This window comes from Roseovarius aquimarinus, assembly GCF_043661195.1.
In the GTDB taxonomy this organism is placed as follows: domain Bacteria; phylum Pseudomonadota; class Alphaproteobacteria; order Rhodobacterales; family Rhodobacteraceae; genus Roseovarius; species Roseovarius aquimarinus.
In genome coordinates this window covers 307,549-326,406 of record NZ_JBIHMM010000001.1, presented here as the reverse complement: position 1 = coordinate 326,406, position 18,858 = coordinate 307,549, and the positions used below count along the sequence as shown (strand labels likewise).

Genomic DNA, 18,858 nt, shown 5'->3' with positions numbered 1-18,858 from the left:
CGAAAGGTTAATGCGCCCCATGTCCCAACAGGTCGTGACCCGTTTCGCCCCCTCGCCCACCGGGTATCTTCACATCGGCGGCGCGCGGACCGCGCTGTTCAACTGGCTCTTCGCGCGGGGCCGGGGCGGCAAGTTCCTCCTGCGCATCGAGGACACTGACCGCGCCCGCTCGACCCCCGAGGCGACGGAGGCCATTTTGGACGGCATGGCGTGGATGGGGCTCGATCACGATGGCGAGGTGGTCAGCCAGTTCGATCGCGCACCGCGCCATGCCGAGGTCGCGCGGCAGATGCTCGCTGCGGGCCAGGCCTACAAATGCTTCGCCACGCAAGAAGAGATCCAGGCCTTCCGCGACACCGCCAAGGCCGAGGGCCGCTCGACCCTCTATCGCAGCCCTTGGCGTGATGCGGACCCCGCCACGCATCCCGATCTGCCTTATGTCATCCGCATCAAGGCGCCGCTCGAGGGCACGACGGTGATCGAGGACGCGGTGCAGGGCGATGTGACGATCCGCAACGATCAGCTCGACGACATGGTGCTGCTGCGCTCGGACGGCACGCCCGTCTACATGCTGGCGGTCGCGGTGGACGATCACGACATGGGCGTGACGCATGTGATCCGCGGTGACGATCACCTCAACAACGCCGCGCGCCAGATGCTGATCTATGCCGCGATGGGCTGGCCCCTGCCCGTCTACGCGCATATCCCGCTCATCCACGGCCCCGACGGCAAGAAGCTGAGCAAGCGCCACGGCGCGCTCGGGACAAGCGAGTACCGCGCAATGGGCTATCCCGCCTCGGGTATGCGCAACTATCTCGCGCGCCTCGGATGGAGCCATGGCGATGCCGAGTTTTTCACCGATGCCGAGGCGCAGGACTGGTTCGATCTGGACGGGATCGGCAAATCCGCCGCGCGGTTCGATTTCAAGAAGCTCGAGAATATCTGCGGCCAGCATCTCGCCGCGACCGAGGATGCTGCACTGCTGCATCAACTTGAGGATTTTCTCGCCTTCACGGGCGCAGCGCGCCTCACGCCCGAGCAGGCGGCGATGTTTCTCGAGGCCATGCCGCACCTCAAGGAGCGTGCACGCACCTACCCTGAACTCATTGACAAAGCTCACTTTATCCTGGCCTCCCGCCCCCTCGAGATGGAAGAGAAGGCAGCGGCGCAGCTCGATACGGTATCCCGTGGTATGCTGCGAGAATTGACGCCGCAATTGCGAAATGCTACGTGGAACCGGGCAGCCTTGGAGGCGTTCATGAACGACTTCGCGGAGGCGCGCGATACCAAGTTCGGCAAATTGGCGGGTCCGCTCCGGGCCGCTCTGGCCGGACGCAGCGCAACGCCCAGCGTCTTCGACATGATGCTGGTGCTGGGCCAGGCCGAGACCCTGGCCCGCCTCGAGGATGCGGGCGCCGGAGGCGATTAACGTCGCTCTAAGGCCGATAGTTTATCCAGGCCCGTGCCGGGCTCCCGGCCCGCGGCTTGCAATAGGGAGGACGCCTCATGGCCGACGACAAGAAAACCGCCAAGCTTCATATCGACGGCAAGGAATACGAGTTCCCCGTCCACTCGCCCACCGCCGGCCCCGATGTCATCGACATCCGCAAGCTCTACGGCCAGGCCGGCGTTTTCACCTACGATCCGGGCTTCACCTCCACGGCGAGCTGCGACAGCACGATCACCTATATTGACGGCGACAAGGGCGAGCTTCTGCATCGCGGCTACCCGATCGACCAGCTGGCCGAGAAATCCCATTATCTCGAGGTCTGCTACCTGCTGCTTTACGGCGAGCTGCCCTCGGCCGCGCAGCTCGAGGATTTCGAATCGCGCGTGACGAATCACACGATGCTGCACGAGCAGATGCAGTTCCTCTTCCGCGGCTTCCGCCGCGATGCGCCGCCCATGGCGATCATGGTGGGCGTGGTCGGCGCCCTCTCGGCCTTCTATCACGACAGCACCGACATCAACGATCCGTGGCAGCGCGAAGTCGCTTCGGTGCGCATGATCGCCAAGATGCCGACCATCGCCGCGATGGCCTATAAGTACACGATCGGTCAGCCCTTCGTGTATCCGCGCAACGATATCGATTACGCGTCGAACTTCCTGCGCATGTGCTTCGCCGTCCCGGCCGAGGATTACGAGGTCAATCCGATCCTCAGCCGTGCTATGGACCGCATCTTCACCCTGCACGCCGATCACGAGCAGAATGCCTCGACCTCGACGGTGCGCCTCGCCTCCTCCTCGGGCGCGAACCCCTTCGCCTGCATCGCGGCGGGCATCGCCTGCCTCTGGGGCCCCGCGCATGGCGGCGCCAACCAGGCCTGCCTCGAGATGCTGCGCGAGATCGGGACCGTGGACCGCATCCCCGAATTCATCGCCCGCGCCAAGGACAAGGACGATCCCTTCCGCCTGATGGGATTCGGCCACCGCGTCTACAAGAATTTCGACCCGCGCGCGAAGGTGATGAAGCAATCCGCCGACGAAGTTCTCGACCTCATGGGGATCGAGGACAATCCGACGCTGCAAGTCGCCAAGGAGCTCGAGCGTCAGGCGCTGGCCGATCCCTATTTCGTCGACAAGAAGCTTTTCCCGAACGTCGATTTCTACTCGGGCATCATCCTCGAGGCGATGGGCTTCCCGACATCGATGTTCACGGCGATCTTCGCGGTCTCGCGCACGGTCGGCTGGATTTCGCAGTGGAAAGAGATGATCGCGGACCCGCAGCTCAAGATCGGTCGCCCGCGCCAGCTCTATGTCGGCGCCGGCGCGCGCGATTATGTCGATATCGAAAAGCGCTGAAGGTCAGCACTAACCGGAAGGGGCGCCGCCGAGAGGCCGCGCCCCTTTTGCGTGTCTCCGCCTGTTTCTTCTTGCTGAAAATATCCTCGCCGAAGGCGCAGGCCGGCCATGGGCGGGGCGATCCGCCCCGGCGCCTCAGCGCCCCTCGAACCCCGGCTTGCGCTTGTCCAGAAACGCCACGACGCCCTCGCGGAAATCGCGCGTCTGCGCGCAGGCGCCTTGCAGCCTCGCTTCGGTATCGAGCTGGGCATCGGCATGGGCATCCCAGGTGCCGCGCAGCGCCGTCTTGAGGTGTCGGTAGGCTTCGGTCGGGCCGCTGGCCAGGTGTGCGGCGCGCGCGCGCCACGTCGCCTCGAATTCCATATCCGGCACCGCCTCCCAGATCATGCCCCAGTCCGAGGCATCGCGGGCGCTGATCGGCTCGGCGAAGAGCGCGGCGCCCATGGCCTTCGCGGCGCCCATCTGGCGCGGCAGCCAATAGGTGCCGCCCGCATCCGGCATGAGACCGATGCGGGTGAAGGCCTGGATGAAGCTCGCGCTCTCGGCGGCGATCGCGACATCGGCGGCCAGCGCGAGATTGGCCCCGGCCCCCGCCGCGACGCCGTTCACGGCGGCGATGGTCGGGATCGGGCATTCCCAGATCGCATGAAGCATGGGCGCATATTCGTCGCGCAGCACGCGCTCGAGATCGAGCGCGGCGACATTGCCCGCGTCGCTCAGATCCTGCCCCGCGCAGAAGGCACGGCCATTGCCGGTCATCACCAGCACGCGTGCCGCCTTGCCCGCATCCGTCACCGCATCGAGAATTTCCGCCCGCATCTGCGCGTTGAGCGCATTCATCCGGTCCGGACGGTCGAGCCGCAGGAGCGCGATATCCTCCGCGATCTCGAGGGTGATCGTGCTGTATGTGGTCATGTCAGGATCCGTTCAGGATGTCGCGCAGCCGCGCCGCTTCTTCATCGCTCAGCGCGTCCTCATCCGTGGCCGCCGCGCCGCGACGGCGGATATAGATCACCGCGATGCCCGCCCCGATGAGCAGCATGACCGGCCCGGCGAGCCAGAGCGCCCATGTGCTGCCCGATGCGGGCGGGTTCAGCAGGACGTACTCGCCGTAGCGATCCACGATATAGGCCATCGCCTCGTCGTCGCTGTCGCCCGCCATGAGCCGCTCGCGCACCAGAAGGCGCAGATCACGCGCGAGGGGCGCGTTCGAGGCGTCGATATTCTCGTTCCGGCAGACGAGGCAGCGCAGCCCTTCCGAAAGCGCACGCGCACGCGCCTCGAGGGCCGGGTCGTCCAGAACCTCGTCGGGCTGCACGGCATAGAGCGGGCCGGCGATCAGCGCGAGGATGAGAGCGAGGCGTTTCATTCGGCCGGCACCCCTCCGGGAACCTTCCGCGCGCCCGCCGCGACCCTATAGCGCCGGTCGCTGAGCGACAGGAACCCGCCGAGCGACATGAGGATCGCGCCGCCCCAGATCCAGTTGGCCAGCGGCTTGTAATAGGTGCGCACCGCCCAGCCGCCATCGTCCTGTGGATCGCCGATCACGACATACATGTCGCGCAGGAAGCCGTTATGGATCGCCGCCTCGGTCGTCGGCATCTCGGCGACGGGATAGAAGCGCTTTTCGGGGCGCATCACGCCGATCGTCTCGCCATTCTTGGTAAGGCGCATGTCGGCGATGGTGGTGACGTAATTCGGCCCCTCGGTCTGGCGCACGGCCTCGAGCGTGATAGTGTGGCCGGCAAGGGTGAAACTCTCGCCCGTGTTGAGAACGCGGATATCCTCGGCCTCCCATGCGAGCAGCCCGGCGACGCCCGCCATCGTGACGCCGAGGCCCGCATGGGCCGTCGCCTTGCCCCAATCGGCGCGCGGCAGGCGTCCGAGCCGCCCGAGGCGGCTGCCGAGATCGCCCCGCGCGCCGGTGCGCGACCAAAGGTCGATCGCCGATCCGACCACGAGCCAAGCCCCGAGCCCCAGCCCGACCGGCCCCAGAAGGCTGCGGCCCGACTGGACAGCCCAGGCAAGCCCGACGACGGCAAGACCGAAGAGAAGCGCCGGCGCGAGCACGCGCAGCGTCCGGCCCATCTGTCCGCGCTTCCACGGCATCATCGCGCCCACGGGCAAGAGCGCGCCGAGCACGACCATGAAGGGCGTGAACGCCATGTTGAAGAAGGGCGCGCCGACCGACAGCTTGCGGTCGAAGAAAAGCTCGGCCACGAGCGGCCAGATCGTGCCGACGAACACCACGAAGGCCGAGACGCCCAGAAGCACGTTGTTGGCCACCAGCATCGACTCGCGGCTCGAGAGCGCGAAGACGCCCCGCGCCTGCATCGCGCCCGCCCGCGCCGCGAACATCGTCAGCCCGCCCATCATGAACATCGCCGTGATGCCCAGCAGGAACATGCCCCGCTCGGGGTCATTGGCGAAGGCATGCACCGAGGTCAGCACGCCCGAGCGCGTGATGAAGGCGCCGATCATCGAAAATCCGAAGGCGATGATGGCCAGAAGGATCGTCCAGCTTTTGAGGCTCTCGCGCTTTTCGACCACGATGGCGGAATGCAGCAGCGCGGCAGCGATGAGCCACGGCATGAAGCTCGCGTTCTCGACCGGATCCCAGAACCAGAAGCCGCCCCAGCCGAGCTCGTAATAGGCCCACCAGCTGCCCATCGCGATGCCGATGGTCAGAAATACCCATGCGGCCAGCGTATAGGGACGCACCCAGCGGCCCCATGCGGCATCGACGCGCCCCTCGATCAGGGCCGCGACGGCGAAGCTGAAGGTCATCGAAAGGCCGACATAGCCGATGTAGAGAAAGGGCGGATGGAAGGCGAGGCCCGGATCCTGAAGGAGCGGGTTGAGATCCTGGCCGTCCAGCGGCGGCACCGCGAGGCGCAGGAACGGGTTCGAGGTGAAGACGATGAAGGCGAGGAACGCCACGCCGATCATGCCCTGAACCGCCAGAACGCGGGCGCGCAGGCCGGGCGGCAGGTTCGTGCCGAACCACGCAGCGCAGGCCCCGAAAAGCGCCACGATCAGCACCCAGAGCAGCATCGAGCCCTCGTGATTGCCCCAGACGCCGGTCACCTTGTAGAGCATCGGCTTGGCCGAATGGCTGTTGAGCGCGACCAGCCGCAACGAGAAATCCGAGACGACGAACGCATATGTCAGCGCCGCGAAGCTGAGCGAGATCATCAGGAATTGCAGGCCCGCCGCCGTATCGCCCACGGCCATCCACCCGCTCCAGCGCCGATGGGCGCCGACAAGCGGCACGGTGGATTGAACGCAGGCAAGAACGAGCGCGAGAATGAGGGCGAAATGACCAAGCTCTGTAATCATGGCCCTTCTATAACCGTCCCGCGCGCGCTCCACCAACGGGAATCGCCTCGCGGGACGCATCAGATTGTCGCAATCGCCCGATCAGCGGTCCTGTTCGCGCCAGGCACGCAGCGCGGGGTTCGGATCCTCCCGGCGTTCCGGCTCGGGCGGCAGGGCCTCGCCGGTGCCGCTCTCGAGCGCCGCGATGCTGGCCGCAACACGCGGGGCCTGCGCCGCGCTCTGGGCAATCTCGCGGCGAAAGGCCTGTCCCTTGAACTGGTGCCGCGCGCCGAAATAGAACGAGACGATCACGCCCAGAAGCCACCAGAGCGGCTCGGGCACGAGCGCGATGCCCTGCATGCGCGCTGCGAACCAAACGGGATCGACCATCGCCGAGATGAAGAGCCCGAGCGTGCCGAGCGCCAGGGCCGGGCGCGGCAGGCGGTTCACACCGTCCATGATCCGGTCGAAAAGCCCCTGCTGGCCGCCCGAGAATTCGGCATCGAACTGTCCGAGCGCCGCGCCGCGCTCGGCGCTGCGGCGCTTGGCGCCCGCCTCCGCATTCTCGCGGAAGACCTCGGCCGTGCGCGCGACCACGTTGCGCCCGTCACCGAAGAGGAGGGTCACGACCCGCTCGATCAGTCCCATGCCGCCACCCGCGCGCTGAACTCGGCGGCACTCAGGTGATAGCGCGGCGACATGAACTCCTCGGCCCGCAGGATCCACCCGCCCTTCCCGCCCGCGCGGGTGCGGGCGAACTTGCGGCTCGCGGGACGCCTGTCGGCGAGGCGCAGGTAGTAGTTGCGCCGGGCGATGGCATAGGCGTCGGCGATATGCGACGGCGCCGTCTGCGCAGCGAGCCGCGCGGCCTCGACGGTTTGGGGGCCGATCACGCCGTCGACGGCCACGTCCTGCCCCATCTGCCGCAAGAGCCGCTGAAGGATGCGCACGGCATTGGCGCCGGCGTTCACATACATGTCGAAAACGCTGGCCTGTAGCACACCGGGCAGGCGGTCGATGCCGGGCGCCTCGAAGTAATGCTCGATGAAGATGCTTTCGGCTTGCGCGCGCCCGAGCCGCCGCACATCGGCCTCGCTGACCGCGCCATCGCCGTCGAGATCGAGGCCGAGGCGGCGCATCGTGTGGATCGTGACGCCATGGTTCGTCGCGCCCCCGGGATCGTCCGGATCGTCCACATACCCGCCCTCGCGGGCCACGATTTCCCTTGCGATTTCCTGCACCTTGTCCATCGGACCGCCCCTTTGCGAAGCCGGCGGGAGACCCTTCCCGGCGGTCTGCGAAACGTGGCGGATGAAGGGTTAACGCGGTGCTTACTCGCCGACCGGCTCCTGATAGACGCCCTGCTCCTTCAGCGCATCGACCACTTCCTTGGGCATGTAGCTTTCGTCATGACGCGCGAGGATTTCGGTCGCGCGGAAGGTCTCGCCGTCATAGCTGCCGAGGCCGACCATCCCCTGATCCTCGCCGAAAAGATCCGGAAGGACACCGACGAAGGCGACGGGCACGCTCGCGCCCCCGTCGGTGACGAGGAACGTCACCTCCTCGCCCGCGCCGCGGCTCAGGCTGCCCGCCTCGACGAGACCGCCGATGCGGAACACCTCGTCCGGGCCCGGCGGCTCGGCCATGACCTGCGAGGGCGAGCGGAAGAAATTGATGCCGTCGCGCATCGCGTAGCCGATCAGCACCGTCGACAGGACGAGCGCCATGGCGGCGATCGCAATGACCTGGATCCTGCGCTTTTTCTTGAGCGATTTCATCGCCATGCGGCCGGCACCTCGGCTTGGATTTCTACGGGAAGACGGGCGGCGCCATGAGGCCCGCCGTCTCGTCGAGACCTAACATCAGGTTCGCGTTCTGCAAGGCCTGACCGCTCGAGCCCTTGGTGAGGTTGTCGAGCGCCGCGATCACGATGGCCCGGCCCTCGATGCGGTCGCCCGTGACGCCGATATGGCAGAAGTTGCTGCCCCGGATATGCCGCGTGCTCGGCACCTGTCCAAAGGGCAGAACTTCGAGAAAGGTCTCCTCGGCATAGGCGCCATGCAAGGCGCCATGGACCTTTCGAGGATCGCCCTTCACATAAACAGTGGCCAGTATCCCCCTGTTCGCAGGCAACAAATGCGGCGTGAACTGCACCTTGACCGGGCGTCCCGCAATGGCCGAGAACTCCTGATCGAACTCCGCGAGGTGGCGATGAGTGCCGCCCACGCCATAGGCCGCGGCCCCCTCGCTCAGCTCGGCATGGAGGAGGTTCTCTTTGAGGCTGCGGCCCGCGCCGCTCACCCCGGTCTTGAGGTCGATGATGATCTCGTCGAGGTCGATCAGACCGCCTGCGATCAAGGGTCGCAGGGCGTATTGCCCCGTGGCGGCGTTGCAGCCCGTCCCGGCGACAAGGCGCGCGGCGCGGATGTCGTCTCGATAGAACTCGGTCAGGCCATAGACCGCCTCGGCCTGGCACTCGAGCGCGGCATGGGGATTGCCGTACCACTTGGCATAGGCCTCGGGATCGCGCAGGCGGAAATCGGCGCTCAGATCGACGATCCTGAGATCCTTGGGAAGGCCCGCGATCACTTCCTGGCTGGTCGCGTGGGGCAGCGCGCAAAAGCACAGATCGATCCCAGAGAAGTCGATTTCGTCGATGGTCACGAGACCCGGCAGATCGAGATGGCGCAGATGCGGGAAGACTTCCGCCATGCTCTGCCCCGCCTTGGAGTTGGCGGCGAGCGCGGCGATGCGCATGGACGGATGCACGGCAATCAGGCGGATGAGTTCTGCACCTGTATAGCCAGATGCTCCGAGAATGGCGATGTTTTGCATGAGATCAGCCCTTTTCATTCGCGCGCAGGCCTAGCCCATCGCGCGCGCCTCGGCAATCGCCCCTACGCGGCTTCGAAGCGCACCGAGCGGCGCAGGAATTGCGTCGCGCGGTCCGACACGCGGCTCGGATCGCCCGTCGTGAGATAGCGCCGCCCCTCGCCCGCGCTGCGCATCGCCGGGCGCCGCTCGAGATAATCGGCCAGGCTCTCGGCCACGAGATCGGGCTGCGAGAAGACCGTGACGTTCGGCCCGAGCGCCTCCTGGAAGGTTTCGGCGAGGAGCGGATAATGCGTGCAGCCGAGAACCGCCGCCTGCGGCTCGGGCATCTTGCGCAGGAGCGCATCGACATGGCTGCGCACCAGCGCCTCGGCGAGGATCATGTCGCCCTCCTCGATCGCGTCGACCACGCCGCCGCAGGCCTGCGCCTCGACATCGACGCCGATGGCGCGGAAGGCAAGCTCGCGCTGGAAGGCACGGCTGCTGACGGTGGCGGGCGTGGCGAAGAGCGCGACATGGCGCGCGTTCACCTCGCGCGGGGGCGAGTTATCGCCCCATTGCCGCTCGGTCAGCGCCTCGATCAGCGGCACGAAGACGCCCAGCACCCGCTTGCCCTCGGGCACGCCCGCCTCCTGCATACGTCGCAGCGCCACGGCCGAGGCGGTGTTGCAGGCCAGCACGACGAGGTTGCAGCCCTCGGACCAGAGGCGCTCCACCCCGGCGCGGGTGAGCGCGTGGATATCGTCGGCGGTGCGCACGCCGTAGGGTGCATGGGCGTTGTCGCCCAGATAGATCAGCCCCTGTTCGGGCAGGCGCGCCGCGACCTTGTCCATCACGGTCAGCCCGCCGAGGCCGCTATCGAAAATTCCAACCGCCATGATGCCCCTTTCACGCGCCCGCACCCGATTTGGCCCGATCCTAAAGCGGCACAAGGTCACACGCCATAGCGATCTGCCCGGCCCGGCCGCGTTCCACCTATGCAGGAACGCCATTTATTTGCTAAGGCTTGGCCCAAGAAACGGACCAGCGGGACAGGGCGCGATGGATTGGGACAAGCTGAGGATTTTTCATGCCGTGGCGGATGCCGGCAGCCTGACGCATGCGGGCGATCAGCTTCACCTGTCGCAATCGGCGGTCTCGCGCCAGATCCGCTCGCTCGAGGAAGCGCTGAACGCGACGCTCTTCCATCGCCATGCACGCGGCCTCATCCTGACCGAGCAGGGCGAGCTTCTCTTCGATGCGACGCGCGCCATGATGAAGCGTCTCGACGCCGCGACAGCGCGCATCCGCGACAGCGAGGACGAGGTCTTCGGCGAGTTGCGCGTGACCACGACCATCGGCTTCGGCACGCTCTGGCTCGCCCCGCGCCTCGCCAAGCTTTATGAGAAATACCCCGATCTCAAGATCGACTTGATGCTGGAGGAGCGCGTGCTCGACCTGCCCATGCGCGAGGCCGATGTCGCCATCCGCATGAAGGAGCCGAGCCAGGCCGATCTCATCCGCAAGCGCCTCATGGGCGTGCATATGGGACTTTACGCCTCGCCCGAATATCTGAGGCGCAACACCGCACCCTCGGGCGTCGAGGATCTGTGCGATCACCGCCTGATCTGCCAGAACGTCAATTCCGCGCAAGTCAGCGCCGCGACCTATCTGGTCAAGGATCTCGTCGCCAACGACATTGCCTCGATGCTGACGGTCAACAACTATTTCGGAGTGCTCCAGGGTGTGCTCAACCACCTCGGGATCGGGGTGCTGCCCGACTACCTGACCTACGACTTTCCGAATCTCGTCCGCGTGCTACCGGAAGTTGAGTCGGTCGAGGTGCCGGTCTTTCTCGCCTATCCCGAGGAATTGCGTCATTCCCAGCGGATTGCCGCCTTCCGGGACTTCGTGCAGCAAGAGATCTTCGCCTACCGCAAAAACGTGAAAGATCAAAAGATTAGCTAAAGCTTTCGGCAGCCATGCAAGAAACGCATAGCGGCCATGCCGTGACGGGTGGCAATTTCCCTTGATCGGCGCGGGATGAGCCACTAACTGCACCGTTGACGGTAGCGCCACGCGGCGCAGCCGTCATACCTCCCTGTTGGACTATGGCCGAGCTTGATGCTCGGCCTTTTTTTTGGCGCATGGCCTTGCTCGGTCACGCGCCTGCCGCTCCCGATCACCGGACATGAAAAAGCCGGACGCCCTCGGGGCGCCCGGCTCGTCATGTCTAAAGTAAGCGGCCTATTCGGCGGCGGTATCCGTAGGCGCGCTCGCCTCGTCCTGCTCGCCCTTGGGCTTGCGCGGGCGGCGCTGCTTGGGCTTCGGCGCGTCCTCGGCCCCGCCCTGCTGTGCATCGCCCGAGGCCCCGTCGCCCTCTTGTTTCTGGCGCGGCTTGCGCGGCTGGCGCTTGGCGCCCGGCTGATTTTCGGGGGTCTCGACGAGCGTGCTCGCATCGTCTTCGCCGCTGTCGTGCCGAGCGCCCTGTTGCTGACCCTGATGGCCGCCATCGCCGCGCGGATCGCCCTCACCCCGGCGCTCGTCGTTCTGCTGCGCGCGCTCCCGGTCCCGCTCGGCCTGGCGCTCGCGATTCTCGCGTTCCTGCTGCTCGCGCTTGGCATCCTGCTCGCGCTTGGCGTCGATTTCCTTCTGGGCCTCACCCAGAAGACGCAGGTAATGCTCGGCATGCTGCTGGAAATTCTCGGTCGCCACGCGGTCATTGGCCAGTTGCGCGTCGCGCGCGAGCTGGTTGTACTTCTCGATGATCTGCTGAGGCGTGCCGCGCACCTTGCCCTCGGGGCCGGAACTGTCGAACACGCGGTTCACCACGTTGCCGACCGAATTGGGGCGGTTTCTGTTCGACTTGTTGCGCGAACGGGACTTCGATGATCTCATATTTATGGTGTCCAGCCTTGTTTCTAGAACCGTGTTAAACCCGAGAGGCGCCCGATGCGCCGATTGCAATAAACCGGGTTCGGCTATGTTGGCTTGGCGTCGCGCGGGACCACCCATGTCAGGATATCCACCGCTGCGACGCTTTCAGTAATCACGCCAAGCGGTGGCGCACAAGGGAAAAGCAGGCCGATTGGGCGATATTTCGCTAAAATCGGCCCGTTTCGGTTGATCGTTGCAGCCGCGTCACGCCGGCGCGCGGCCCATAACCACCCTGTCGCGCCCGTCGAGATCTGGCAGGATGCGCACCGACCCCAGGCCCGCGCCGGCCATCAGCGCGGCCACATCCGCGCCCTGGCGCCAGCCGATCTCGACCATGAGCCACCCGCCAGGCACGAGATGCGCACGCGCCCCCGCGCAGATCGCGCGATAGGCGCCGAGCCCGCAGGCCCCATCGGTCAGGGCCATACGCGGCTCGTATCCGAGCTCGGGCGCAAGCGCGCCCATCTCCGCCTCGGCGATATAGGGCGGATTGCTGACGATGAGATCGAAGCGGCCGCCGACGCTCGCGAACCAATCCGATTGCAGAAATTCCGCGCGATCCTCGACCCCGAGCCGGGCCGCATTGCCGCGCGCGACGTCGAGCGCCGCGCCCGAAAGATCCGATCCCACGCCCCGCGCTTCCCGGCGCGCGGCAAGGAGCGACAGCAGGATGGCGCCCGAGCCGGTCCCGAGATCGAGAACGCTCCGCCACGGCAGATCGAGCGCCGCGCGCACGAGGCATTCGGTTTCGGGGCGCGGGTCGAGCACGTCTGGCGTCACGCGGAATTCATGCTCGTAGAACAAGCGCTTGCCCGTGATATGCGACAGCGGCTCGCGCGCCGCGCGCCGCGTGATGGCCGCCTCGAACGCCTCGGCCCAGCCCGCCTCCGCCGGCGCGCCCATCTCGGCGCCGAGCCGGGCCGCGCTGATCCCCGTCACATGCGCAAGCAGCAGCCGCGCATCGCGGGGCGCGCCCTCGACACCCGCCGCCTCGAGCCGCGCCGCACCCTCGCGCAGCAGATCCGCGAGGCGCCGGCTCACGCCCCCATCTCGGCCAGAAGCCGCGCCTGCGCATCCGCCGTCAGCGCGTCGATCACCTCGTCGAGATCGCCCTGCATGACCTGATCGAGCTTGTAGAGCGTGAGGTTGATCCGGTGATCGGTCATGCGCCCCTGCGGGAAATTGTAGGTGCGGATGCGCTCGCTGCGATCGCCGGTGCCGACCTGCGCCGCGCGGTCGGCGCTGCGCGCACTGTCGACCCTCTGGCGCTCGGCGTCATAGAGCCGCGCCTTGAGGACCTGCATCGCGATCTCGCGGTTGCGGTGCTGCGACTTCTCGCTGCTCGTGACGACGATGCCCGTGGGAATATGCGTGATCCGCACGGCCGAATCGGTGGTGTTCACGTGCTGGCCGCCCGCGCCCGAGCTGCGCATCGTGTCGATGCGCAGATCGTTCGCATCGATCCTGACATCCACATCCTCGGCCTCGGGCAGAACGGCGACCGTCGCGGCGCTGGTATGGATGCGCCCGCCGCTCTCGGTTTCGGGCACACGCTGCACGCGGTGCACCCCGCTTTCGAACTTGAGCCGGGCGAAGACGTGATTGCCCTTCACATGCGCGACGACCTCCTTGATGCCGCCAAGCTCGGTCTGGCTCATCTCCACGAGGTCCATCGACCAGCCGCGCGCCTCCGCATAGCGCTGATACATGCGCAGCAGATCTCCGGCGAAGAGCGCCGCCTCCTCGCCGCCGGTGCCGGGGCGAATCTCGACCATGGCGGGGCGCGCATCGGCCTCGTCCTTGGGCAGAAGGCTCAGCTGAAGCGCGGCCTCCACCTCGGGCAGACGCGCCTCCAGCGTCTCGAGCTCGTCGCGCGCGAGCGCGCGCATCTCGGGATCGTCCAGCATGGCGCGCGCCCCCTCGATATCGCTGCGCAGCGCCTTCCAGAGGCGGATCTCCTCGACCACCGGGCGCAGCTCGGAATATTCGCGGCCCAGCGCCGCGATATCCCCGCCGCCCTGGGACATCTTGGCCTCGAGGAATTCGAAGCGTTGCAGGATCTGCTCTAGTCTGTCGAATGGAACCATGGCTCCATGTCCTTCATCCAAATGCTTTGGTCAAGCGGCGCGCGCGTGGTATCATCACTCCATGCGCAGCCTCATCGCCCTCTTTCTCATCGCCGCCCCGGCCCTGGCCGATACCACGATCGGCACCAAGACGGTCGAGTGCTATTGCACCGACAAGTCCGGCTCCCGCGTCGAGCTGGGCGAGATGACCTGCCTTCAGGTCGATGGCAAGATGTTCATGGCGCAGTGCCAGATGTCGCTGAACGTGCCGATGTGGCGCAAGATCTCCGACGGCTGCCTCAGCTCATCGCTGCCGAAGGATCGCCAGCCAGCGCTCGACACGGGCACGGTTGACGCCCATATCTGACTTGCCGTAGCGCAGCCGCGCGTGGATCGCGATGTCCTCGCCGCGCTGCGCGATGGTGGTGTAATCTGGAAAGCCGAAAACACGCGAGCGGGTGATGTAGGTGATCATCCCTTCCGCCACCGATCCGGCCAGCACCTCGGTGCGCGGCTCGGCGCGGATGATCTCGTCGAGCGCGGCGAGATCGCCCTCGACGCGGCGCATGACGCCGCCGTCCATATCCGCGCTCTCCACCTCCTCGGGCAGGACGTGCCAGCGCGTGGCGTCATCGGGCGCGAGCCGGACCCACCCCAGAAGCGCGAGCGCGGCCAGCAGAACCAGCAGGACGATCCATTTCATGTGCCCGCTCCTTCATCTTGGCGGCAAATACTCATGCCCGGCCCGCCTCACGCGCCGCCATGCGCGTTCCAGCCCAGCAGGCAGATGATGCTCGTCGCCACATGCGCGCCCGCGATGGCCGTGGCGCCCGTGGTGTCGAACGGCGGCGAGACCTCGACGATATCGCCGCCCTTGAGATCGATCCCCGCCAGATCGCGCAGCATGATGGAGGCCTGCGCGCTCGTCAGCCCGCCCCAGACCGGCGTGCCGGTGCCGGGCGCGAAGGCCGGATCCAGAGCGTCGATGTCGAAGCTGAGATAGACCGGCGCATCGCCGAGAATACCCCTGATCTTCTCGACCGCCGCCGTCGTGCCACCCTCATGCACTTCGCGGGCGTCGATGATGGTCATGCCAATCGGATCGGGCACGGTGGTGCGGATGCCCACCTGCACGGATTTCGCAGGGTCGATCAGGCCCAGCTTGATGGCCTTGTAGAACATCGTGCCGTGGTCGATCCGCTCGAAATTGTCGTCCTGCCACGTGTCGGTGTGGGCATCGAAATGCAGGAGGGCCATGGGGCCGAATTTTTCGGCGTAGGCCTTGAGGATGGGAAAGCTGATATAGTGATCGCCGCCCAGCACGACGCTCGCCGCGCCCGCGTCGAGAATGCCCTTGATATGCTGCGTCAAAAGCCCCGGAAACTCGGGCACCATCGCATAGTCGAAGGCCAGATCGCCGTAATCGACGATGCTGAGCGTCTCCATCGGGTTGTATCCCCAGCCATAGGGCGCATCCGCCGTTTGCAGCGCGCTCGCCTCGCGAATCGCGCGCGGCCCGAGCCGCGTGCCGGTGCGGTTCGTTACCGCCTGATCGAAGGGCACGCCCGTCACCGCCACATCGACGCCGGTCAGGTCCTTGGTGTAACGCCGCCGCAGAAAGGACGTGGCGCCGCCGAAGGTGTTCTCGAAGCTGAGGCCGCGGTCGTTCTTGCGGGTAAAGGCCTCGTCCACCGTGCTACGTGCGTCTTCCAATCCCATGATGGCCCCTTTCGCTCTTGCGCCGATGCCGCACCCTGTAAGACAAACGCGGGCACATGCAAGCCCGCCTGAGGACATGCCAGAGGATATGCCCGTGACCGATGCCCTGATCCACGACCCCGAGGGTGGCCTGCCGCGCCTTCTGGCGATCATGCGCGCGCTGCGCGATCCCGAAACCGGCTGCCCCTGGGATATCGAGCAGGATTTCGCCACCATCGCCCCCTACACGATCGAGGAAGCCTACGAGGTCGCCGATGCGATCGCGCGCGCCGACTGGTCCGATCTTACGGGCGAGCTGGGCGATCTGCTGCTTCAGGTCGTCTTTCATGCCCAGATCGCCGAGGATCGCGGCCTCTTCGATTTCAGCGACATCGCCGACGGCATCGCGGACAAGATGGTCGCGCGCCACCCCCATGTCTTCGGAGACGAGAGCCGCGACAAGAGCGCGGAGCAGCAGACCCGCGATTGGGAGACGATCAAGGCCGCCGAGCGCGCGGCGGCGCGCGAGAGCGGCACGCTGGGCGGCGTGGCGCTCGGACTTCCGGCCCTTCTGCGCGCGGTCAAGCTGCAAAAGCGGGCGGCGCGGGTGGGCTTCGACTGGCCCGGCACGGAGGGCGTGCTGGCCAAGATCACCGAGGAAGTGGCCGAGCTCGCCGAGGCCCAAGCCAGCGGCGACGCGGATCACGCCGAAGAGGAATTCGGCGATCTTCTCTTCGTGATGGCGAACCTCGCGCGCCACATGAAGATCGACCCCGAAGCGGCCCTGCGCCGCGCCAACGACAAGTTCACGCGGCGCTTCGAGCGGATCGAGGCCCTGTTGGCCGAGGCCGGCAAGACGCCCGACCAAAGCGATCTGGTAGAAATGGACGCTCTTTGGAATCGCGCCAAGGCCGAGGAACGTCAGGGCTGAGCGCGGCTCAGACCACCGGCAGATCCGGCCCCGCGAAGCGCGTCAGCTTTTGCGCGCCGCCTTCGCGGATCACGATGTTCTCTTCGGCCACCATGATCGTCCCCGGCCCCGTCGTCATCCCCGGCTCGAGCGTGATGACCATACCCGGCAGGAGTTCGGTGCGGTCCTGCGGAATTAGCGAGAGGCCTTCCGTCAATTGCATCCCGAGGCCGTGGCCCAGCCGCCCCGCGCCCTCGCCCGCGCCGGTGATCGCGGCCATCGCGGCATGAACATCGCAGGCGCGCGCGCCGGGACGTGCGGCCTCCAGTCCCGCCTCGACCGCCTCGGACAGTTGCGCATGGGCCAGCGCCGCGTTCCCCGACGCCGCGCCGACCGCATAATTGCGGTCGAAATCGCAGAAATACCCGTCCCAGACCGCGCCAGTGTCGAGCATCAGCACGTCGCCCCGCGCCAGCGGCGCGTCGGAGGCGGGCGAGATCACGTCGCCATAGCCGTCAGGCCCCGCACCGCCCGCGATATAGGACACGAGATCGGCCCCCTCCTCGAGCAGCAGGCGCTGAAAATCGCGGAAGACGGCGCCGAGCGCGCGGCCCTCCCGCGCGATCTCCGGGACCCGGTCGAAGGCGCGATTCGCGATGGCGCAGGCATGGGCGATCTTGGCGATCTCCGCCTCGGACTTCACCGCGCGCAAGGCGGCGGTGATCCCGTGATCATGAGTGAAGACCAGACCGGAGGCCGCCTTGACCGCGTCGAAACTCGCCAGCGGCATGCGCAGCACGCTCTCGGGGCCGGAGGGCACGCCCACCGGCCCGCCGATCTCGCGCAATGTCGCCGCAAGAAGGCTGATGCCGTCATCGGCAGGGTCCGGCGCGGGCCAGACGCGGATATCCTCGATCCATGTCCGAGCCATCAGCGCGGCGCCGATCGACGGAATGACGGCGACGGGCAGTCCCGAGACCGGCACGACGAGGAACCACGGACGGCTCGGGCTTTCCCAGAACCGCGTGAGGAACCCGGTGAAATAGCGGATCTCCGGCTCGGTCGTCAGCAAAAGCGCGCCGAGGCCCGCCGCGTCCATCCGCGCCTGCGCCGCGCCCAGCCGCGCCGCATATTCGGCGCGCGCGAAGCCGCGCGTCACTCGGCCGGACCTTCGCTCAGAATGCAGAGCACGCGCGCATCCTCGGGCAGACCCATATGGCAGAGCGCGGCGATGCCCGCCCCGCCCGAAGGCGAGGTATCGAGGCCGAGCGCCGAGAGCTCGGGCAGCACGGCGGAGGCTTCCTCATCGGTGACGAGCGCGAAGGCATCGGCATCGCGCGCCAGCCCCTTCAAGGCGATTAGCGACGCCGCCTTGCAATCGAGCCGGCCCATATTCGACACCGGCCCCTCCGCCTCGACGAACCGGCCCGCCTCGATCGCGGTCCAGAGCGCGGGCGCCGCCTCGGGCTCGACGACCACGATGCGCGGCGCATCGCCCCAGACCTTGCGGAAATGCGCGGCGCAGGCCCCGGCAAGGCCGCCCACCCCGGCCTGCAACAGGATGTGGGTCGGCGGGGCGCCCGCCTGCTCCTCCATCTGCTCGGCGGCCTCGGCGGCCATGACGAGATAGCCCTCCATCAGGCGATGCGGCAGGGCGGTGTAGCCGGGCCAGGAGCTGTCCGAGAGCAGCGTCCAGCCGTTATCCTCGGCGGCCTCGTGCGCCGCCTCCATGCTGGCCTCGTAATGCGCGCCCGCCCGCACCACCTCGGCGCCCCGCGCGCGCAGCCGGTCCGCGAAGCTTTCGGGTACCGGGTCGGCCAGATAGATCACCGCCCGCGCGCCGAAGATCGCGGCCCCCGCCGCGACCGAAAGCCCGTGATTGCCCGCGCTCGCCGTCACATAGGTGCGCCCTTCGAGGATGCGCGTCATGTCTGCGCCCTCGGAAGCGTGCTCCGCCTCCTGCGCCTCATGCGCGATGACATAGGCCGCCCCCAGCGCCTTGAAACTGCCGAGATCCATGCGCCCGCGCTCGTCCTTGACCCAAAGCGCGGGCCCGAACCCCTCGACCGGCACGAGCGGCGTCGCGCCCGCCGCCGGACAGCGTGCCAAGAGCGTGCGCGGCGCTTCGGCATCCGTGCTGGGCCAGAGCACATCCGCCAGCGCCGCGTCCGGAAATTCCGCGCCCCGCCAGGGGTTTTCCTCGATCTGCATGGACGGCTCCTCCCTTTTCCGGGCATAGGACGCAGCCCGGCGGCGCCCGTCAAGCCTCGACGCGCGATCCGTCCCGCGCGGCCCTGCCCGGCACCACCCCCCTTC

20 protein-coding genes are annotated in these 18,858 nt (G+C 67.1%); 5 read left to right on the top strand and 15 right to left on the bottom strand.

Going from position 1 to position 18,858, the window contains the following annotated elements; genetic code table 11:
• Positions 1 to 19: 19 nt before the first annotated feature.
• Together gltX and gltA are read left to right on the top strand one after the other, a co-directional pair.
• Complete coding sequence (gene gltX, locus ACGRVM_RS01590; protein WP_377169365.1) at positions 20 to 1,429, top strand: glutamate--tRNA ligase; 1,410 nt, start codon at positions 20 to 22, stop codon at positions 1,427 to 1,429.
• Between the two features lie 77 nt (positions 1,430 to 1,506).
• Positions 1,507 to 2,802, top strand: a complete 1,296-nt coding sequence (gltA, locus tag ACGRVM_RS01585) for a citrate synthase (RefSeq protein ID WP_377169367.1) — start codon at positions 1,507 to 1,509, stop codon at positions 2,800 to 2,802.
• A 135-nt stretch (positions 2,803 to 2,937) separates the two neighbouring features.
• On the opposite strand, the gene ACGRVM_RS01580 is transcribed toward gltA, so the two are convergent.
• From ACGRVM_RS01580 to ACGRVM_RS01545, 8 genes are all read right to left on the bottom strand, one after another.
• Positions 2,938 to 3,717, bottom strand: a complete 780-nt coding sequence (locus tag ACGRVM_RS01580) for an enoyl-CoA hydratase-related protein (RefSeq protein ID WP_377169369.1) — start codon at positions 3,715 to 3,717, stop codon at positions 2,938 to 2,940.
• Position 3,718: 1 nt separating this feature from the next.
• Complete coding sequence (locus ACGRVM_RS01575; protein ID WP_377169371.1) at positions 3,719 to 4,171, bottom strand: cytochrome c-type biogenesis protein; 453 nt, start codon at positions 4,169 to 4,171, stop codon at positions 3,719 to 3,721.
• Positions 4,168 to 6,141: a heme lyase CcmF/NrfE family subunit gene (locus tag ACGRVM_RS01570; protein WP_377169373.1), complete on the bottom strand. Its 1,974-nt coding sequence runs from the start codon at positions 6,139 to 6,141 to the stop codon at positions 4,168 to 4,170. Before ACGRVM_RS01570 ends, ACGRVM_RS01575 begins: the two co-directional genes overlap by 4 nt.
• 81 nt (positions 6,142 to 6,222) lie before the next feature.
• The gene (locus tag ACGRVM_RS01565; RefSeq protein WP_377169375.1) at positions 6,223 to 6,768 is read right to left on the bottom strand and encodes a holin family protein; all 546 of its coding nucleotides are present in this window, start codon (positions 6,766 to 6,768) and stop codon (positions 6,223 to 6,225) included.
• Entirely contained in the window at positions 6,759 to 7,370 is a 612-nt protein-coding gene (locus tag ACGRVM_RS01560) for a holin-associated N-acetylmuramidase (protein ID WP_377169377.1), read from the bottom strand. Before ACGRVM_RS01560 ends, ACGRVM_RS01565 begins: the two co-directional genes overlap by 10 nt.
• Before the next feature lie 81 nt (positions 7,371 to 7,451).
• Complete coding sequence (gene ccmE, locus ACGRVM_RS01555) at positions 7,452 to 7,898, bottom strand: cytochrome c maturation protein CcmE (protein ID WP_377170047.1); 447 nt, start codon at positions 7,896 to 7,898, stop codon at positions 7,452 to 7,454.
• A gap of 31 nt (positions 7,899 to 7,929) precedes the next feature.
• On the bottom strand, positions 7,930 to 8,973 hold the full coding sequence (argC, locus tag ACGRVM_RS01550; RefSeq protein ID WP_377169379.1) for an N-acetyl-gamma-glutamyl-phosphate reductase: 1,044 nt from the start codon (positions 8,971 to 8,973) through the stop codon (positions 7,930 to 7,932).
• A gap of 44 nt (positions 8,974 to 9,017) precedes the next feature.
• Entirely contained in the window at positions 9,018 to 9,830 is an 813-nt protein-coding gene (locus tag ACGRVM_RS01545) for a glutamate racemase (RefSeq protein WP_377169381.1), read from the bottom strand.
• A 163-nt stretch (positions 9,831 to 9,993) separates the two neighbouring features.
• Between ACGRVM_RS01545 and ACGRVM_RS01540 the strand changes: the two genes are divergently transcribed.
• Complete coding sequence (locus ACGRVM_RS01540) at positions 9,994 to 10,899, top strand: LysR family transcriptional regulator (RefSeq protein ID WP_377169383.1); 906 nt, start codon at positions 9,994 to 9,996, stop codon at positions 10,897 to 10,899.
• Between the two features lie 279 nt (positions 10,900 to 11,178).
• Here ACGRVM_RS01540 and ACGRVM_RS01535 read toward each other — a convergent pair whose 3' ends face one another.
• The 3 genes from ACGRVM_RS01535 to prfA all read right to left on the bottom strand — a co-directional run bounded on the left by ACGRVM_RS01535 (position 11,179) and on the right by prfA (position 13,955).
• Positions 11,179 to 11,829, bottom strand: coding sequence for a DUF4167 domain-containing protein (locus ACGRVM_RS01535; RefSeq protein WP_377169385.1), 651 nt, complete (start codon positions 11,827 to 11,829; stop codon positions 11,179 to 11,181).
• Between the two features lie 243 nt (positions 11,830 to 12,072).
• Positions 12,073 to 12,909, bottom strand: a complete 837-nt coding sequence (gene prmC / locus ACGRVM_RS01530) for a peptide chain release factor N(5)-glutamine methyltransferase (RefSeq protein WP_377169387.1) — start codon at positions 12,907 to 12,909, stop codon at positions 12,073 to 12,075.
• Positions 12,906 to 13,955, bottom strand: a complete 1,050-nt coding sequence (prfA, locus tag ACGRVM_RS01525; protein WP_377169389.1) for a peptide chain release factor 1 — start codon at positions 13,953 to 13,955, stop codon at positions 12,906 to 12,908. The genes prmC and prfA overlap by 4 nt, the downstream gene beginning before the upstream one ends.
• Before the next feature lie 61 nt (positions 13,956 to 14,016).
• Between prfA and ACGRVM_RS01520 the strand changes: the two genes are divergently transcribed.
• Positions 14,017 to 14,301: a hypothetical protein gene (locus ACGRVM_RS01520; protein ID WP_377169392.1), complete on the top strand. Its 285-nt coding sequence runs from the start codon at positions 14,017 to 14,019 to the stop codon at positions 14,299 to 14,301.
• On the opposite strand, the gene ACGRVM_RS01515 is transcribed toward ACGRVM_RS01520, so the two are convergent.
• Both ACGRVM_RS01515 and speB read right to left on the bottom strand, forming a co-directional pair.
• Entirely contained in the window at positions 14,239 to 14,637 is a 399-nt protein-coding gene (locus tag ACGRVM_RS01515; RefSeq protein WP_377169394.1) for a DUF1499 domain-containing protein, read from the bottom strand. The genes ACGRVM_RS01520 and ACGRVM_RS01515 overlap by 63 nt on opposite strands.
• 47 nt (positions 14,638 to 14,684) lie before the next feature.
• Positions 14,685 to 15,653 (bottom strand): agmatinase, encoded by a 969-nt coding sequence (gene speB / locus ACGRVM_RS01510; RefSeq protein ID WP_377169396.1) that lies wholly within the window; start codon positions 15,651 to 15,653, stop codon positions 14,685 to 14,687.
• A gap of 88 nt (positions 15,654 to 15,741) precedes the next feature.
• Here speB and mazG point away from each other — a divergent pair, with 88 nt between their 5' ends.
• Entirely contained in the window at positions 15,742 to 16,563 is an 822-nt protein-coding gene (mazG, locus tag ACGRVM_RS01505; protein WP_377169398.1) for a nucleoside triphosphate pyrophosphohydrolase, read from the top strand.
• Positions 16,564 to 16,570: 7 nt separating this feature from the next.
• Here the strand turns inward: mazG and ACGRVM_RS01500 are convergent, their stop codons facing one another.
• Positions 16,571 to 17,701, bottom strand: a complete 1,131-nt coding sequence (locus ACGRVM_RS01500; RefSeq protein WP_377169400.1) for a M24 family metallopeptidase — start codon at positions 17,699 to 17,701, stop codon at positions 16,571 to 16,573.
• Positions 17,698 to 18,753, bottom strand: a complete 1,056-nt coding sequence (locus tag ACGRVM_RS01495) for a pyridoxal-phosphate dependent enzyme (RefSeq protein WP_377169402.1) — start codon at positions 18,751 to 18,753, stop codon at positions 17,698 to 17,700. Before ACGRVM_RS01495 ends, ACGRVM_RS01500 begins: the two co-directional genes overlap by 4 nt.
• Positions 18,754 to 18,858: the final 105 nt, after the last annotated feature.

Excerpts from the sequence above, each read along its gene's own strand:
- ACGRVM_RS01545 (WP_377169381.1), bottom strand. The coding sequence starts at position 9,830 with ATGGCGGTTGGAATTTTCGATAGCGGCCTCGGCGGGCTGACCGTGATG.
- argC (WP_377169379.1), bottom strand. The coding sequence starts at position 8,973 with ATGAAAAGGGCTGATCTCATGCAAAACATCGCCATTCTCGGAGCATCT.
- ACGRVM_RS01495 (WP_377169402.1), bottom strand. The coding sequence starts at position 18,753 with ATGCAGATCGAGGAAAACCCCTGGCGGGGCGCGGAATTTCCGGACGCG.
- ACGRVM_RS01570 (WP_377169373.1), bottom strand. The coding sequence starts at position 6,141 with ATGATTACAGAGCTTGGTCATTTCGCCCTCATTCTCGCGCTCGTTCTT.
- ACGRVM_RS01575 (WP_377169371.1), bottom strand. The coding sequence starts at position 4,171 with ATGAAACGCCTCGCTCTCATCCTCGCGCTGATCGCCGGCCCGCTCTAT.
- ACGRVM_RS01535 (WP_377169385.1), bottom strand. The coding sequence starts at position 11,829 with ATGAGATCATCGAAGTCCCGTTCGCGCAACAAGTCGAACAGAAACCGC.
- ACGRVM_RS01515 (WP_377169394.1), bottom strand. The coding sequence starts at position 14,637 with ATGAAATGGATCGTCCTGCTGGTTCTGCTGGCCGCGCTCGCGCTTCTG.
- ACGRVM_RS01540 (WP_377169383.1), top strand. The coding sequence starts at position 9,994 with ATGGATTGGGACAAGCTGAGGATTTTTCATGCCGTGGCGGATGCCGGC.
- ACGRVM_RS01580 (WP_377169369.1), bottom strand. The coding sequence starts at position 3,717 with ATGACCACATACAGCACGATCACCCTCGAGATCGCGGAGGATATCGCG.
- speB (WP_377169396.1), bottom strand. The coding sequence starts at position 15,653 with ATGGGATTGGAAGACGCACGTAGCACGGTGGACGAGGCCTTTACCCGC.
- prfA (WP_377169389.1), bottom strand. The coding sequence starts at position 13,955 with ATGGTTCCATTCGACAGACTAGAGCAGATCCTGCAACGCTTCGAATTC.
- gltA (WP_377169367.1), top strand. The coding sequence starts at position 1,507 with ATGGCCGACGACAAGAAAACCGCCAAGCTTCATATCGACGGCAAGGAA.
- ccmE (WP_377170047.1), bottom strand. The coding sequence starts at position 7,898 with ATGAAATCGCTCAAGAAAAAGCGCAGGATCCAGGTCATTGCGATCGCC.
- ACGRVM_RS01520 (WP_377169392.1), top strand. The coding sequence starts at position 14,017 with ATGCGCAGCCTCATCGCCCTCTTTCTCATCGCCGCCCCGGCCCTGGCC.
- mazG (WP_377169398.1), top strand. The coding sequence starts at position 15,742 with ATGCCCGTGACCGATGCCCTGATCCACGACCCCGAGGGTGGCCTGCCG.
- ACGRVM_RS01565 (WP_377169375.1), bottom strand. The coding sequence starts at position 6,768 with ATGGGACTGATCGAGCGGGTCGTGACCCTCCTCTTCGGTGACGGGCGC.
- gltX (WP_377169365.1), top strand. The coding sequence starts at position 20 with ATGTCCCAACAGGTCGTGACCCGTTTCGCCCCCTCGCCCACCGGGTAT.
- ACGRVM_RS01560 (WP_377169377.1), bottom strand. The coding sequence starts at position 7,370 with ATGGACAAGGTGCAGGAAATCGCAAGGGAAATCGTGGCCCGCGAGGGC.